Annotated in this window: 11 protein-coding genes; 5 read left to right on the top strand and 6 right to left on the bottom strand. The window is 46.5% G+C overall.

Translation table 11 applies throughout. The features are described from left to right. Positions 1 to 99: 99 nt before the first annotated feature. Both LZG74_RS20785 and LZG74_RS20780 read left to right on the top strand, forming a co-directional pair. The gene (locus LZG74_RS20785) at positions 100 to 1,323 is read left to right on the top strand and encodes an RsmB/NOP family class I SAM-dependent RNA methyltransferase (RefSeq protein WP_233798413.1); all 1,224 of its coding nucleotides are present in this window, start codon (positions 100 to 102) and stop codon (positions 1,321 to 1,323) included. A gap of 57 nt (positions 1,324 to 1,380) precedes the next feature. Further along, entirely contained in the window at positions 1,381 to 1,623 is a 243-nt protein-coding gene (locus LZG74_RS20780; protein ID WP_233798412.1) for a hypothetical protein, read from the top strand. Positions 1,624 to 1,715: 92 nt separating this feature from the next. On the opposite strand, the gene LZG74_RS20775 is transcribed toward LZG74_RS20780, so the two are convergent. Next, the gene (locus LZG74_RS20775) at positions 1,716 to 2,570 is read right to left on the bottom strand and encodes a ThuA domain-containing protein (RefSeq protein WP_233798411.1); all 855 of its coding nucleotides are present in this window, start codon (positions 2,568 to 2,570) and stop codon (positions 1,716 to 1,718) included. A gap of 98 nt (positions 2,571 to 2,668) precedes the next feature. Here LZG74_RS20775 and LZG74_RS20770 point away from each other — a divergent pair, with 98 nt between their 5' ends. Then, positions 2,669 to 4,786: a Tex family protein gene (locus LZG74_RS20770; protein ID WP_233798410.1), complete on the top strand. Its 2,118-nt coding sequence runs from the start codon at positions 2,669 to 2,671 to the stop codon at positions 4,784 to 4,786. Positions 4,787 to 4,840: 54 nt separating this feature from the next. Here LZG74_RS20770 and LZG74_RS20765 read toward each other — a convergent pair whose 3' ends face one another. After that, positions 4,841 to 5,287: an SRPBCC domain-containing protein gene (locus LZG74_RS20765; protein WP_233798409.1), complete on the bottom strand. Its 447-nt coding sequence runs from the start codon at positions 5,285 to 5,287 to the stop codon at positions 4,841 to 4,843. 111 nt (positions 5,288 to 5,398) lie between these two features. Here LZG74_RS20765 and LZG74_RS20760 point away from each other — a divergent pair, with 111 nt between their 5' ends. Next, positions 5,399 to 5,854, top strand: a complete 456-nt coding sequence (locus LZG74_RS20760) for an SRPBCC family protein (protein ID WP_233798408.1) — start codon at positions 5,399 to 5,401, stop codon at positions 5,852 to 5,854. Here the strand turns inward: LZG74_RS20760 and LZG74_RS20755 are convergent. The 4 genes from LZG74_RS20755 to LZG74_RS20740 all read right to left on the bottom strand — a co-directional run bounded on the left by LZG74_RS20755 (position 5,851) and on the right by LZG74_RS20740 (position 11,391). Further along, positions 5,851 to 7,173 (bottom strand): porin, encoded by a 1,323-nt coding sequence (locus tag LZG74_RS20755; protein WP_233798407.1) that lies wholly within the window; start codon positions 7,171 to 7,173, stop codon positions 5,851 to 5,853. The two genes, LZG74_RS20760 and LZG74_RS20755, sit on opposite strands and share 4 nt — an antisense overlap. A gap of 435 nt (positions 7,174 to 7,608) precedes the next feature. Beyond that, complete coding sequence (locus LZG74_RS20750) at positions 7,609 to 8,262, bottom strand: NAD(P)-dependent oxidoreductase (RefSeq protein ID WP_233798406.1); 654 nt, start codon at positions 8,260 to 8,262, stop codon at positions 7,609 to 7,611. Between the two features lie 71 nt (positions 8,263 to 8,333). Beyond that, complete coding sequence (locus LZG74_RS20745) at positions 8,334 to 8,762, bottom strand: Rrf2 family transcriptional regulator (RefSeq protein ID WP_233798405.1); 429 nt, start codon at positions 8,760 to 8,762, stop codon at positions 8,334 to 8,336. Positions 8,763 to 9,186: 424 nt separating this feature from the next. Continuing rightward, positions 9,187 to 11,391, bottom strand: coding sequence for a gliding motility-associated C-terminal domain-containing protein (locus LZG74_RS20740; RefSeq protein WP_233798404.1), 2,205 nt, complete (start codon positions 11,389 to 11,391; stop codon positions 9,187 to 9,189). Positions 11,392 to 11,453: 62 nt separating this feature from the next. On the opposite strand from LZG74_RS20740, the gene rlmD reads away from it, so the two are divergent. Then, complete coding sequence (gene rlmD, locus LZG74_RS20735; RefSeq protein WP_233798403.1) at positions 11,454 to 12,875, top strand: 23S rRNA (uracil(1939)-C(5))-methyltransferase RlmD; 1,422 nt, start codon at positions 11,454 to 11,456, stop codon at positions 12,873 to 12,875. Positions 12,876 to 12,936 lie beyond the last annotated feature (61 nt).

The following is a 12,936-nucleotide window of genomic DNA, read 5'->3' as shown; positions in this document are numbered from 1 at the left end:
AGGGTTTAAAAACCATGCCTTTGCATTCAGATATTGTTTTGTACGCAAGACATTGCCAATTTTACCGCTTCAAACGTGCATTTGTTTAACCCGGATATTTTGAAACTATATAAAGGATTGGTTGCCGCAACGGTCGAAGCCTTGCAGCACATATTTGTTAAAAACCGCCAGGCTGACCGCGTTGTGGAGCAGCTTTTGAAAACAAATAAGAAATGGGGTGCCCGGGACCGTGCTTTTATCGCCGGTAACACCTATGAAATCGTGCGCTGGTGGCGCCTTGTAAAATTTGCAGCGGACATTGAGAAGGTTTCTGAACCCGAGGAGTTCTGGAAAATTGTGGGCGTTTGGCAAATTATAAAACCCCTGCACCTTCACACGGAAGATGACGGCCAATTGCCGGAATGGCCCGAATTTGAGGATATTAATGCTGAAAATGTATTAGTGCGATATGAAGAAGGACTCACCGTACGAAAAATTGCGCAGTCTGTTCCGGACTGGATCGATGCCATTGGCGAAGCGGAACTGGGAGACGACTGGGATGCAGAACTGGCTGCACTGAATCAGCAGGCGCCTGTTGTAATTCGGGTAAATACGCTAAAAAGCAATGTTGCTGCCGTCAAGGAAGTTTTCGGTGAGGACGGAGCGACCGAAATTACAGGCATTCCGGACGCGCTGGTTTTAAAAAAACGCCAGAACATCCTGAATCACGACGCATTTAAGCAAGGGTTTTTTGAAGTCCAGGACGCTGGATCACAATTGATTGCGCCTTATCTGGACATTCATCCAGGCCTTAGCGTTATTGATGCTTGCGCAGGTGCCGGCGGGAAAACGTTGCACATTGCGTCGCTGTTGCAAAATGAAGGTTCTATCCTTGCGATGGACATTGAGCATCATAAGCTGATCGAACTCGAAAAAAGAGCGGGGCGGAATGGTGTCCAAAACCTGCAAACCATGATGATCTCTTCTGACAAGCTGTTTGAGGCGCTTGCGGGAACGGCAGACAGGCTTTTGCTGGACGTTCCTTGCTCCGGCCTGGGTGTATTAAGAAGAAATCCCGACTCAAAATGGAAGCTGAAACCGCAATTTTTGGAAGAAATAAAAAAAGTGCAGTGGCAAATTTTGAACCATTATAGTCAAATGGTAAAGCCTGGTGGCAAGATGGTCTACGCCACCTGCAGCGTGCTTCCTTCGGAGTCCGAAGATCAGGTGAAACGGTTTATGAAAGCCAATAAGCGGGAGTGGAAGTTCATCTCCGCGCACCGCACATCCGTTGCTAAGGACGGAACGGATGGATTTTATATGGCCCTTATGCAAAAGAAGTAAACATCATGCGGTAAGGCACGGTTTTTTGCAATGTCAAAGCAAATTAAACTGATCATTATGAAATCCCAGACAGACAAACGGGAAGAGAAGCTCGACGATGAAACGGTCGATAGACAACCCAGGCAGCAACCGGTGCCCAGTTACGGTGAACCAGGTCAAATGGGCCCTATGAATCCAACACCGGACGTGCCCGGCGCTGATGCCCCCGAGGTAAGCACAGGCAACAGATTTGATACCGACGAGCCCGCCGAGGAAACGGACGAGCGGGAAGTAGGGGAGATCGAATCCGAAAATCCCTGATATCCAGTTCTTTTCGACCAGCTTTTTAATTCCTGCAAGAATGGGGTTTTTACCTTAACCATTGTTGCAGGAATTTGCTTAATGTATAAGCGTTAATTTCCATGCTTTTTGTTCTTCTGCCCCAGCCATAGTATGCTGTTCAGTATCAACTGGTTCTGAATGGGATTGTCAAAAGTAAACGAGAGTTCCTTGTTTGTTTTGTTCTCGTAGTCAATGTCATTGTGCCCCATATTCATATACACCATCTTATATTTTTTATTTGTCCAAACCACTGGATAATAGCCGCTATGCCAGATTTCGTGCTGTTTGGGACCGGTTCCGAGCGGAAAGCTGGCCGGGTCAATTGATAGCAGGATCTGAATGTCCGGGTTCGCTTTCAGCTCTTTTTCCCAACGATACCATTCGTTTGGCGATGCTTTAAATGTCCCAGGCAGCCTGTTTGTGACAGGGCTTTTGGCATCCTCAACTTTTAAAATAGCAGAAGTTGGCCGCCAGGTGTTGCTTTTATACTGTCCGGAACCAAGGAATTCGTTGTGATACCAATCCCAGTTCTGTGGATAAGCCGATGGCGTCAATGCGAATGCCGAGAAGTGAAAACCCAGCCAGCCACCTCCTTTTTCCATATATTTTTGAAATGCTTCCCGCTGTTCGGGCGTCTCCGGCCTTGTGTCTAAAAACAAAACAACCTGGTATTCAGCCAGAAATGATGCATTTAAATTGTTCCAGTTACTGGTTGTATCATAAGTAAAATGATTCTCCCGCGCCATTTCAGGAAAGCGTCTGTTAGCCTCACCAACAAAACTGATGTGCGCCTTATCATTCTTTCCGGTGAAGAATGCGATTACTTTGAAATCAGATTGTGCCTTGGCAAAAAATGGCGCTAATGTAAGGAGCAGCAAAAGTGAGCTGGCGCCATTTCGGCGCAGGAATTCCATGAAAACGGGCATAGGGTAGGAAAGTTAAAGTCACTAAATCTACGAATATCTGCTTTATTTGCGGAAAGAATCTTCGAAAATCGATTTCACAAAAAGCGTATTTCAATCCAATGAATTTCCCCTATATAGCCCAGCAGACGTCCATTTCTGAGAAACAGGTCAAGAATACCATTCAACTTTTTGAAGAAGGGGCGACGTTGCCATTTATTTCGCGTTACCGGAAAGAGGCTACGGGTGGGCTGGATGAGGTGCAGATCGGTGCGATCAAAGATGCCTGGCAAAAGCAGCTGGAAGTTGAAAAACGGCGTGAAGCTATTTTAAAAAGCATCGAGGAGCAGGGAAAACTAACCCCGGAGCTTCGCAAGCAGCTGGCCGGTGTGTTTACAATTGTCGAACTGGAAGACATTTATTTACCCTACAAGCAAAAAAGAAAGACACGGGCGGGCATTGCCATCGAACGTGGTTTGGAACCGCTTGCGCAGCTAATTTTTACGGGTAAAGAGTCGGATCCGGAGCGGAAGGCAGCTTCGTTTCTGAATGACCAGGTGCCGACAGCAGATGATGCCTTGCAGGGCGCCAGGGATATTATAGCGGAATGGATCAATGAAAACCCGGATTCGCGGACCCGCATTCGTAATCTTTTCCAGCGCGGTGGCATCATTACTTCTAAGGTTAAAAAGAAAAAAGAAGAAGAAAGCGTCAAATACCGCGACTATTTCGATTTTTCCGAGCCATTGTCGCGAATTCCTTCGCACAGGTTGCTGGCAATCCGCCGCGGCGAAGAAGAGGGGATTTTGAATGTGACGATCTCGCCGGACGAGGATCAGGCCATTGAAGCGTTGGACCGCCTTTTCCGCAAAGGCCCGCCAGCTGTTTTGACGCAAATGGAGCTGGCGATTTCAGATAGTTACAAGCGACTTTTGAAACCATCCATTGAAACAGAATTCGCCAATCTTTCAAAAGAGAAGGCGGACATTGCTGCTATACAAGTGTTTACCGAAAACCTGCGACAATTGTTGCTGGCGTCACCACTGGGACAAAAAAGCGTTTTGGCGATTGATCCGGGTTACCGTACGGGCTGCAAAGTCGTGGTGCTGGATAGCCAGGGAAATCTGGTTGCAGACCTGGTGATTTATCCTTTTGACAAACCCGCAGATGCAAACGGGAAACTCTCGGACCTGATCCAGAAATGGAAGGTCGAGGCGATTGCAGTCGGCAACGGAACGGCCGGGAGGGAAACGGAGGATTTCGTGCGCAAGCTTTTGACAAATGCAGGCAAGTCGGATGAGGTTGGTTTGTTCATGGTAAGCGAGCAGGGTGCTTCTATTTATTCAGCATCGGATGTGGCACGCGAAGAGTTTCCGGACAAAGATGTAACCGTTCGGGGCTCTGTCTCGATTGGCCGGCGGCTGATGGATCCGCTGGCGGAGTTGGTTAAAATTGATCCTAAATCGATCGGGGTTGGTCAGTATCAGCACGATGTAGACCAGAATTCATTGCGAAATGCTTTGGATACAGTCGTGGAAAGCTGCGTAAATTCCGTAGGCGTAAATCTCAACACGGCAAGTAAGCATCTTTTGCGTTACGTTTCTGGCCTGGGAACGTCCCTGGCGCAGAATATCGTGGATTTTAGGGCTAAAAACGGTGACTTTAAATCGAGACAGCAATTATTGAAGGTGCCGCGCCTCGGAGCAAAAGCATTTGAGCAGGCTGCTGGCTTTCTTAGGATCGAGAATGGTGCTAATCCATTGGATAACAGCGCAGTACACCCCGAACGTTATGACGTTGTGGGCCAAATGGCTAAGGATGTCGGCGCCAATGTGAAGGATCTGATGCAAAAGCCTGAATTAAGGAAGCAGATCAAACCTGAAAAATATATTTCGGATTCAGTAGGGCTGCCGACATTAAAAGACATTCTGCTGGAACTGGAAAAACCATCACGCGATCCGCGCGAGGGCATGAAGCAATTTGAATTTGATAGCTCAGTCCGCAAGCCGGAAGATTTGAAAGTAGGAATGGTCTTACCTGGCATTGTTACCAACATTACTGCGTTCGGCGCATTTGTCGATGTTGGTGTGAAGCAGGACGGGCTTGTTCACGTCTCGCAGATGGCGGATAAATTTATTAAAGATCCTAACGAAGTGGTGAAGTTACAGCAGATTGTGAGTGTGAAGGTAACTGAGGTGGATTTAGCAAGAAAGCGCATTGCTCTCAGCATGAAGTTATAGAAATACTAAGCCAATCCGGTTTGGATCAAGCCGGATTGGCCTTTTGCTAATGCTTTAAAGGACGTGTTTCCGTTCTCCTTCGAGGATTCGTTTAATCTCTCCGACTACTTTCATCCAGTTGCCCTCAGCTGCAACCACTGCTTCTTCGGTTTCCAGATTATCCTGCGTAATGGTAAGCGTCGTTTCGTCGTCGTATTCTGAAATGTGATACGTTACGTGCGCGTAGTTGTCCTCAAAATCATCCGTTCCGGAGAGCGGGCTCCAATATGAGAAGCTCAAAACGCGCTCGGGAATAATTTCCAGAATTGTGCCTTTATCTTCATAAGGTGTGCCGTCCCACACGCCCCGGTAAACGATCGGGCTGCCAACGTGCCAGTCAGAGTACACTTCCGCGCCGTACATATATTGTTTAACAATTTCGGGATCTATTAAAGCCTTCCAAACAGCCGAAGGACTGGCATAGATGGATGTGGATGTAGTTGCAATCTGTTTTCTGTTCATAATTTCGGAATTAGGTCATGCCAAAACACAGAGAAAATCATGCCAACAAACCTTTTTTTGGTCTGATACGCGTATTTTAGCGTATGTAGTTTTGGATAAATTAGATTAGACGTGCAAGAATTATATTTCAAACAAAATCTTCCCATTTCACTCGACGAAGCCTGGTCGTTTTTTTCAAACCCGGCTAACTTGAAAGAGATAACCCCCGCCAAAATGGGCTTTGTCGTAACTTCAAGGCATCACGGCGGCGAAATGTATGCGGGGCAGATCATTCGTTACATTGTAAAGCCCGTGCTTGGTATTCCTTTAAAATGGTGCACAGAGATAACGCATGTGGCTGATAAACAGTACTTTGTGGACGAACAGCGTTTTGGCCCCTATGCATTCTGGCACCATCAGCACCGTTTTACAGCCATTCCCGGCGGTGTAATGATGGAAGATATCCTGAATTACAAGGTTCCTTTTGGTTTCCTGGGAGATTGGGTTAATTCGCTTTTTGTGAGAAATGAAGTCAATCAAATCTTCGAATATCGTCGGAAAGTGCTTACAGAGCGCTTTGGAAGCTAGAAATTATACTGCACCCGGCAGGTGAAAAGATCATCTGAGACATCCGTTTCAAAACCTTTTAACGCAGATTTTTCATTTCTTACAAAATCGTAATAGAAGGTAAATTTAAGCGATTCGTTGGCGGTGTATACATAACCCATCCCAATCGTATCATAGCGGAGATCAGACTTGCTAAAACCCCTGGCGTCTGTTATGTCGGCGCCCGAAACGCGCTTATTAGGGTCATACCAGTCATATTTCATCACAAACTGATGTTCCAGGCTGCCCAGATGCTGTAAAAAGTAAAAGTAAGCGCCGTCAAAATTCCGGGTATAAAGCGGGTCTTTTATTCCGTTCGTTACGGGATAAACGCCGGGCGTTTCGCTGCTGGCAAGTGTGGCCGTCTGATCGCCGCGAATGTATTCCAGCCGAAACTCCGTTTCGCCTTTTCTGTTTGGGAAAGAGATCTGAAAATCGGCGCCAGCATAGTTTCGCGGCGCAACCTTGTAAAGATTCTTGTCTGATGAGTCGCGTACCATCGCGTATTCGCCCGCATTCGCCTTCGTACGATATAATATGGCAGACTGACTGGTAATCCCACCTGCATAGCCGGAAACTGCTCCGGAAACAATCGCGCCGCCCAAGCCGCTCACCTTCGAAGGTTTGACGCTAAGCCGGCCGATGACATCTTTATGGCTGTCGTAATCCACCGGCCCCGACATTCCCTGGCCGTTGAACACGCCCAGGTCAAGTTTGAGTCTCTGCTGCCAGGTCACCGAATTGCGGCTCGTCACGGTCAGCATGGCACCGATGTCCCGCTCCGTCCGCATGAGTATCTGGGACATTCTTCCGCGCTCCGGCGTTTCCCGAGTGGCAGACGAAAGATTCACCTCATAGCCGAATGGCCTGGCGAACATGCCCGTGGTCAGCGCGAATATTTTGAATTTGTTCTCATAAAATCTTCCCCAAAAATCCCGGATCGCCACGCCGCGCTCCGTACCGTCAAACTGGAAAACGAAGTATGAAGTCGGTTCGTTCTTTTTATTCAGGTGCGCATAATCTACCCGAAGCCTGCCCCGCCGAAGCATAAATCGATTATTGGATTGGCCCGAAAAATTACCGCCGCCATAAGTTTCCGCACCCTTTTTTGAGATGAATTGAAACTGCGGCTGAATGTATCCGCTGATCCGCACGCGATTGTAGCGCTCGTAAATGGACAACATTCCTCTTCCCATCTGGTTGGTCGTGTCCACGAGGTCCATCAAGAACCGTTGTGAGTAGGCCTGCGAGTTGCTTAATAGGGCAATAACAAATAGTAAACCGGTAATGCGGTATTTCATTGGAACGAAGTTGGTGTCAGCAAATGGGGTACAAAGAACTTTATTTTCCACTAATATTCTTGCCCAAGTGCCCTAACTTTTCTTCAAAACCAATGCTTGTTCGTTCGCCTTATTGCACGAGAATATGTGAGCTCAATCGCGAAATTTGCGCGCTGGTAAACTGGATATTTTTAAGGCATATTAGGAAAGGAAGCGGAGATGAATGTATTATGAGTTTAGATCTTTCAGAAAGGATGTAATGTATCGGGTAAATAGAAAAGTACGATTGTTATTAGTTTTAATTAAATGTATTAAAAGGTTAGTTTGTTTAATACTTTTAATGTTTGTTAAATTGTATTGAATGTATAGATAGAATTAAATGCTATTTACATAAGGTTAATACGTAACATTTTAAACTATCTATACATTATAATTTGCTAGTATTCAGATTATGAGCTAATAAGCAACTGTAAACCTTTGCTTGATATGCTTCGGCGTTTCGATCTCATCCACAACGGCAACCGACAAATCTTCTACTGAAATGATACTTCTTCTCTTTTCATTGAAGACAGGTGTGTCCAGAGATGTTCTGTATGTGCCTGTTCTTTTGCCCGATGTACCAGGATGCATTTCGATAGCGGGGCTTAGGTAAGTCCAATCTAATTCGTTTTCCGACTTAATCTCACCCTGGTATTTGCGCGCTGCTCCTGCGCCCGCTTTGTATTCTTCCGGGAAATCAGGTGTGTCGATCAATTGCAATCCTGGTGCTACTTCCAGACTTCCTGCACCGCCAATAACCAGAAATCTTTTTACGCCTGCCTGCTTAACGCCGGTCTGAATGGAAGCTGCTCCTTCGAGATATTCCGCATAAATGTTGGGGTTGGTCCAGCCCGGATTGTATGCGCTTATAACGGCGTCAACGCCCGCAACGGCTTGCGATACTGCCTCGGTGTCGAGCACGTCAGCCTGTTTGGGGACGATCAGGTCGCTGTCGGTTGGAATCTTTTCAATGTTTCGGGCAATGGCGACAACTTCATGGCCACGGGAAATCAATTCCTGTAAAAGCGGAGCGCCTACGAATCCTGTTGCGCCGATTAATGCTACTTTCATGCTTGCGTTTGAGTTTAAATGTTAATTGTTTTCGAAAAAAAAGAAGGACGATTTTGGGCAGTGGTAAATGACTAAATGGTCAGCTTTTCATCCTCGAAATTGAGGCAGAAATCTGCCAGTGATTTCTTTGCCAGATTGCTCCTTAATGCGAGCTCAGCTTCGGTGTAAAGTGCGTCCAGATATACATTGATTTGCCGCCCTACATGGCACTCCGGATTGGGCGCATTAATGCTCTTTCCGAGCAGATCATTCTGCCGTATGGCATCATAAATCTCGGATAGAAAAATAGATTCAGCCGGCCTTGCAAGCTTGCTGCCACCTGCCTTACCTTCCTTGCTAACGACGAGCCCATGGGTGCGAAGGTTGCCTAACTCCTTCCGGATAAGCACAGGATTTATATTAACACTGCCTGCCAAATACTCAGAAGAAATCCATTCGTCACCTTCGAAAGCGAGTAAGGAAAGGATATGCACCGAGATACCGAACCGTCCGTTGTTCATTTACTGTAATGTTTGTTGTTACAGTATAAAGGTTGTGAGTTTTAATTTAGAAAGCAAAAAAGATTAGCTTAATCGGCATTAATGTGAACCGTTATCTTGTAATTAGCTGATTGTCAATGATGATAGTATTATACATTTAATTCATTGATTATTTTATAAATGTACAAAAAGTATTAAATGGTATATATTTAGTAATATGAACTAATGTTTGAAATGTCTTTAATTAAATATTAGCTCTTATATATTCCCCATTATTTAATGTATGAAAAGTATAATAATATGGAAACATATAAAAAGTACCAAACTTATTAAATGTTAATAGTGTATAGTTAATATATAATGTAACCAACATTCCTTACTAGTCGATATATCAGAATGTATCAGCCATATCGAATGTTCGTTACTTACAGAATGTTTGTAGCCTCTATTTAAGAATGGTTAGCCCGCCTTTGAAAGACTTTTTTGTATACTGCACGACGTAGTAATAGTAGCCTTGGGAGATGCTGGCAGGGCACCAGTTTTTGCGGATTTTTGAATAATAAACCTGCTTTCCCCAACGGTTAAAAATCGTTACATCTTTGAACTGATTGACACAATTATCGGCAGGTAAATCCTCTAAGACAAAGCAGTCATTTTTGCCGTCATTGTTGGGTGTGATCACGTTTGGAAATTCGGGAACGACGTCCGAAGTGTCATCCTTCACAATGACCCTGACCGTCGTTGTGTCGCTTGCTGCAGCGCAGCTTTTGTCTTGGGTGATGAAGTCGATCATGAAGGCTTTTTCGGACTGCCCATCGAGCATGGAACACTCGGGTGACCAGGCGTAGGGAGAGCTTACTTCTTTGACACCGGTTTTGTTGGCGAACTTCATTCCGGCATCCCCAATGCTGAATCCGCGCCCGGCGGCCGCCAAGCTGATTGTATTGGTGTCGGGATCTGTGGCCAGTACGTCGAAGACTATCTCGCTGCTGCTTCCGATGGTGTAGGTGATCTCTGGTGTTGCCAGCGATGTTTCCACCAGCGGCGGGGTGTTGGGCGATTCATTAACGACAAAATACACCGGCTTCGAAACCGCCAGCGGATTGCCGACACAGCGCATGTCTTCCACCTTGAAATCCACAGCCAGCGTATCACCTTTTTTTGCATTACACGGCGGCGTCCATTTGAATGTTTGCTGAATCTGCGCCTTGCCGCTGATGGCTTTGAAATCCATAGCCACATCGACCATATTGAAATCCTGTCCGCGACCGGAAAGGGCAATGCTGTCCTTGTCGATGTCCGTGCCATACACCGTGAAAACGACCGGCACACCGGCTGTCACGTGCACATACTGGCCGGGCAGGGAAGTGGTCACTTCGGGCGATTTGTTGCTGCTGCTTTCGCGACGGATCAGAATGCTGAGCGTGTCCATCAGCGGAACCGGGCAGCTTTCGTCTTCTGCAATCAGCTCGATCTTGATCGGGCGTTCGTCGTAGGTTACAAAGCATTCATCCAGGCAAACTTCAAATTTGAGCGTGTCGTTGGCAACTTTCGTCTTGAATTCGGCTGGCAGAATGGTGAAATAGTTTTTCGAATTATTAACGGCCCGGCCATTGATACGGATGATCTGGTTGACCGTGGGATCGGTAACCATTACTTCAAAGCAATTCGGATCGCCTTTTTTGACGGTAATAATTTCGTTTTCCCTGTAGTAAGTGTTTTTGCCTTTGGGTTTAAACAACAATTTCGGAGCGTCCATTTTAGGGCAATCCACGACTTTAAGTTGAAAATCCCGTGTAAGGGTCCCGATTTTCACACCGTTCCTGAACTCATCCACCTGCACGGCGAACACATAAAGGCCGACATTGCCCGGCGTCACGGATAACATTCCTGTTCTTGGATTAACAGTCAAAGGTTTTGGCCCGGGAATAATGTTGGCCTCCGATATGCCTGGAAGCCACGTAAGGCGCGGGTAATTGGAGGAACCTCGGGCTTCAACACTAGGATTAGCCTTGTCTGAAAATCCCTGCATAGGGGTGATCAGCTTGTAAGTAAGGCTGTCGCCGTCGGCGTCCTTTCCACCAAAATCAAAGAAAAACGGAGAATTCACGCAGGCATAGTCGCCTTTTATTGCCGGGAAGATGGGGGAGGAGTTCCTGAAATTTGCATTGTTCTTGAAAAGCGGGGGAAATTCAAGATAAAAGAGGCTGCCGGCGTCACCCGGTGCCTGAATGTTCGTGATCGTTCCGTTCCGGCAGCATCGGTCCCAAACCATATAATAACCCTGCGGATCACTGAAATCGTTGGGTTCCAGCCGTAACGACGAGCTGTAAGTGATCATATATGTTTCGAGCGACGATATTCCGCACTGCGGATTAGCATAGGTGACCGATTTTCGTTCTATTTTTGGGGCTTGAAGATAGCCGATGGGCTGGTTGTCGCGTTTTCGGAAGACGTAAATGTTCACAGCCGGGTCCTCAGCACCGGGATTGCCATTCAGCGCATCAAAATACATCGTTAAGCCGATGTTATAGTTGTAATAATTGTCTTTGTTTTCCGTAATAAAGAGCTGGCCGCCAACAATGTGTGTTGCATAGGTTCTGGTAAAGGCAAACAGCATCAGCATGAACAAGATGTACCGTTTTTTCATGGCTTGACAAGGGAGTAGAAATTGTCCTATAGGATTTGGAATTTGAAATTTAAAAAAGAAATATGGTTAAGAATATCAAGTATGAGTACGTTGAAATTACCGATTTTGCAGCAGAAGGCAAATGTATATTTAAATCAGATGACGGCGTAATATTTGTAGAAGGAAATGTGGCTCCCGGTGACATAGTTGATTTGCAAGTAGTAAAAACCAAGAAAAAACTTAAAGAGGCGATCGTTACGAAGATCCATTCAAAGTCGCCTCTCAGGACAGACCCATATTGCCTGCATAACGTTGTATGCGGCGGTTGCAAATGGCAACATATTGCATATGAGCATCAGTTGAAATTTAAAAGACAACAGGTTATAGACCATTTCCAGCGGATCGGGCACATTAAGAATGTAAGCATCAACGAAATTCTGGCTGCTCCAAAAACAGAGTATTATCGCAACAAGCTTGAATTCACTTTCTCCAACTGGCGCTGGCTTACGAAGGAGCAGATGGATTCCGGTGCGACATTTACCAAGCATGCGCTCGGCTTTCACGTTCCCAAGCGTTTTGACAAAATATTTACCGTAGACCATTGTCACCTGCAACCGGACCCGTCCAACACGATCCGCAATTCGTTGCATCATTTCGGCGAGCTGCATAACATTCCTTATTACGACGTCCGCTTCAACAGGGGAACGCTCAGGAACCTGGTGGTGAGAACAGCCAATTCGGGTGATGTAATGGTGATTGTGCAGTTTGGTGAGCAGAATGACGAGGCCATTGAGCAGGTGATGCAGTATTTGCATAAAACACACAGCGAAATTACTTCCCTGAATTACATTGTGAACCTGAAAGGAAATGACTCTTACCAGGATCAGGAAGTGATCCATTATGCTGGCGACACCACGATTCGTGAGACGATGGAAGATCTCACCTTCCTTGTTGGTCCGAAATCTTTTTATCAGACCAATTCGGAACAGGCTTACCAGCTTTTCAGCGTAGCGCGTGAGTTTGCGGGTTTGACGGGCAATGAGTCGGTCTATGACCTTTATACGGGAACCGGGACCATTGCCAATTTCGTAGCGCGCAGGGCAAAAAAGGTTGTGGGTGTTGAATATGTGGAAGCAGCCGTGCAGGACGCGAGAAAAAATTCGGAATTGAACGGCATTACCAACACAGCCTTTTTTGCGGGCGATATGCGGAACATTATGAACGAAAGCTTCCTGCAGGAACACGGCAGGCCGGACGTAATCATCACCGATCCGCCACGCGCGGGAATGGACCAGCCCGTTGTGGAAACGATCCTGAAAGCAGCCCCGGACCGCATTGTGTATGTAAGTTGCAATACAGCTACGCAAGCAAGGGACTTGGCGCTAATGACGGAAGATTATGAGGTGACAAAGGTGCAGCCGGTAGATATGTTCCCGAACACGCACCATGTGGAGAATGTGGCGCTGCTGGTGCGGCGGCCCGGACTTCGGCTCCGCTCAGTCTGACAGTGGCTTTGGGCTTGGACTTCGGCTCCGCTCAGTCTGACAGGGGCTTTGGCTACGCTCG

Origin of the sequence: Dyadobacter sp. CY327 (genome assembly GCF_021390415.1) — a bacterium.
Classification (GTDB): domain Bacteria; phylum Bacteroidota; class Bacteroidia; order Cytophagales; family Spirosomataceae; genus Dyadobacter; species Dyadobacter chenhuakuii.
This window is presented reverse-complemented; position numbering and strand designations above follow the sequence as displayed.

What these genes read in the sequence shown, in the direction of transcription:
- LZG74_RS20780 (WP_233798412.1), top strand. Translation starts at nt 1,381, where the DNA reads ATGAAATCCCAGACAGACAAACGGGAAGAGAAGCTCGACGATGAAACG.
- LZG74_RS20775 (WP_233798411.1), bottom strand. Translation starts at nt 2,570, where the DNA reads ATGCCCGTTTTCATGGAATTCCTGCGCCGAAATGGCGCCAGCTCACTT.
- LZG74_RS20770 (WP_233798410.1), top strand. Translation starts at nt 2,669, where the DNA reads ATGAATTTCCCCTATATAGCCCAGCAGACGTCCATTTCTGAGAAACAG.
- LZG74_RS20765 (WP_233798409.1), bottom strand. Translation starts at nt 5,287, where the DNA reads ATGAACAGAAAACAGATTGCAACTACATCCACATCCATCTATGCCAGT.
- LZG74_RS20755 (WP_233798407.1), bottom strand. Translation starts at nt 7,173, where the DNA reads ATGAAATACCGCATTACCGGTTTACTATTTGTTATTGCCCTATTAAGC.
- LZG74_RS20750 (WP_233798406.1), bottom strand. Translation starts at nt 8,262, where the DNA reads ATGAAAGTAGCATTAATCGGCGCAACAGGATTCGTAGGCGCTCCGCTT.
- LZG74_RS20745 (WP_233798405.1), bottom strand. Translation starts at nt 8,762, where the DNA reads ATGAACAACGGACGGTTCGGTATCTCGGTGCATATCCTTTCCTTACTC.
- LZG74_RS20740 (WP_233798404.1), bottom strand. Translation starts at nt 11,391, where the DNA reads ATGAAAAAACGGTACATCTTGTTCATGCTGATGCTGTTTGCCTTTACC.
- rlmD (WP_233798403.1), top strand. Translation starts at nt 11,454, where the DNA reads ATGGTTAAGAATATCAAGTATGAGTACGTTGAAATTACCGATTTTGCA.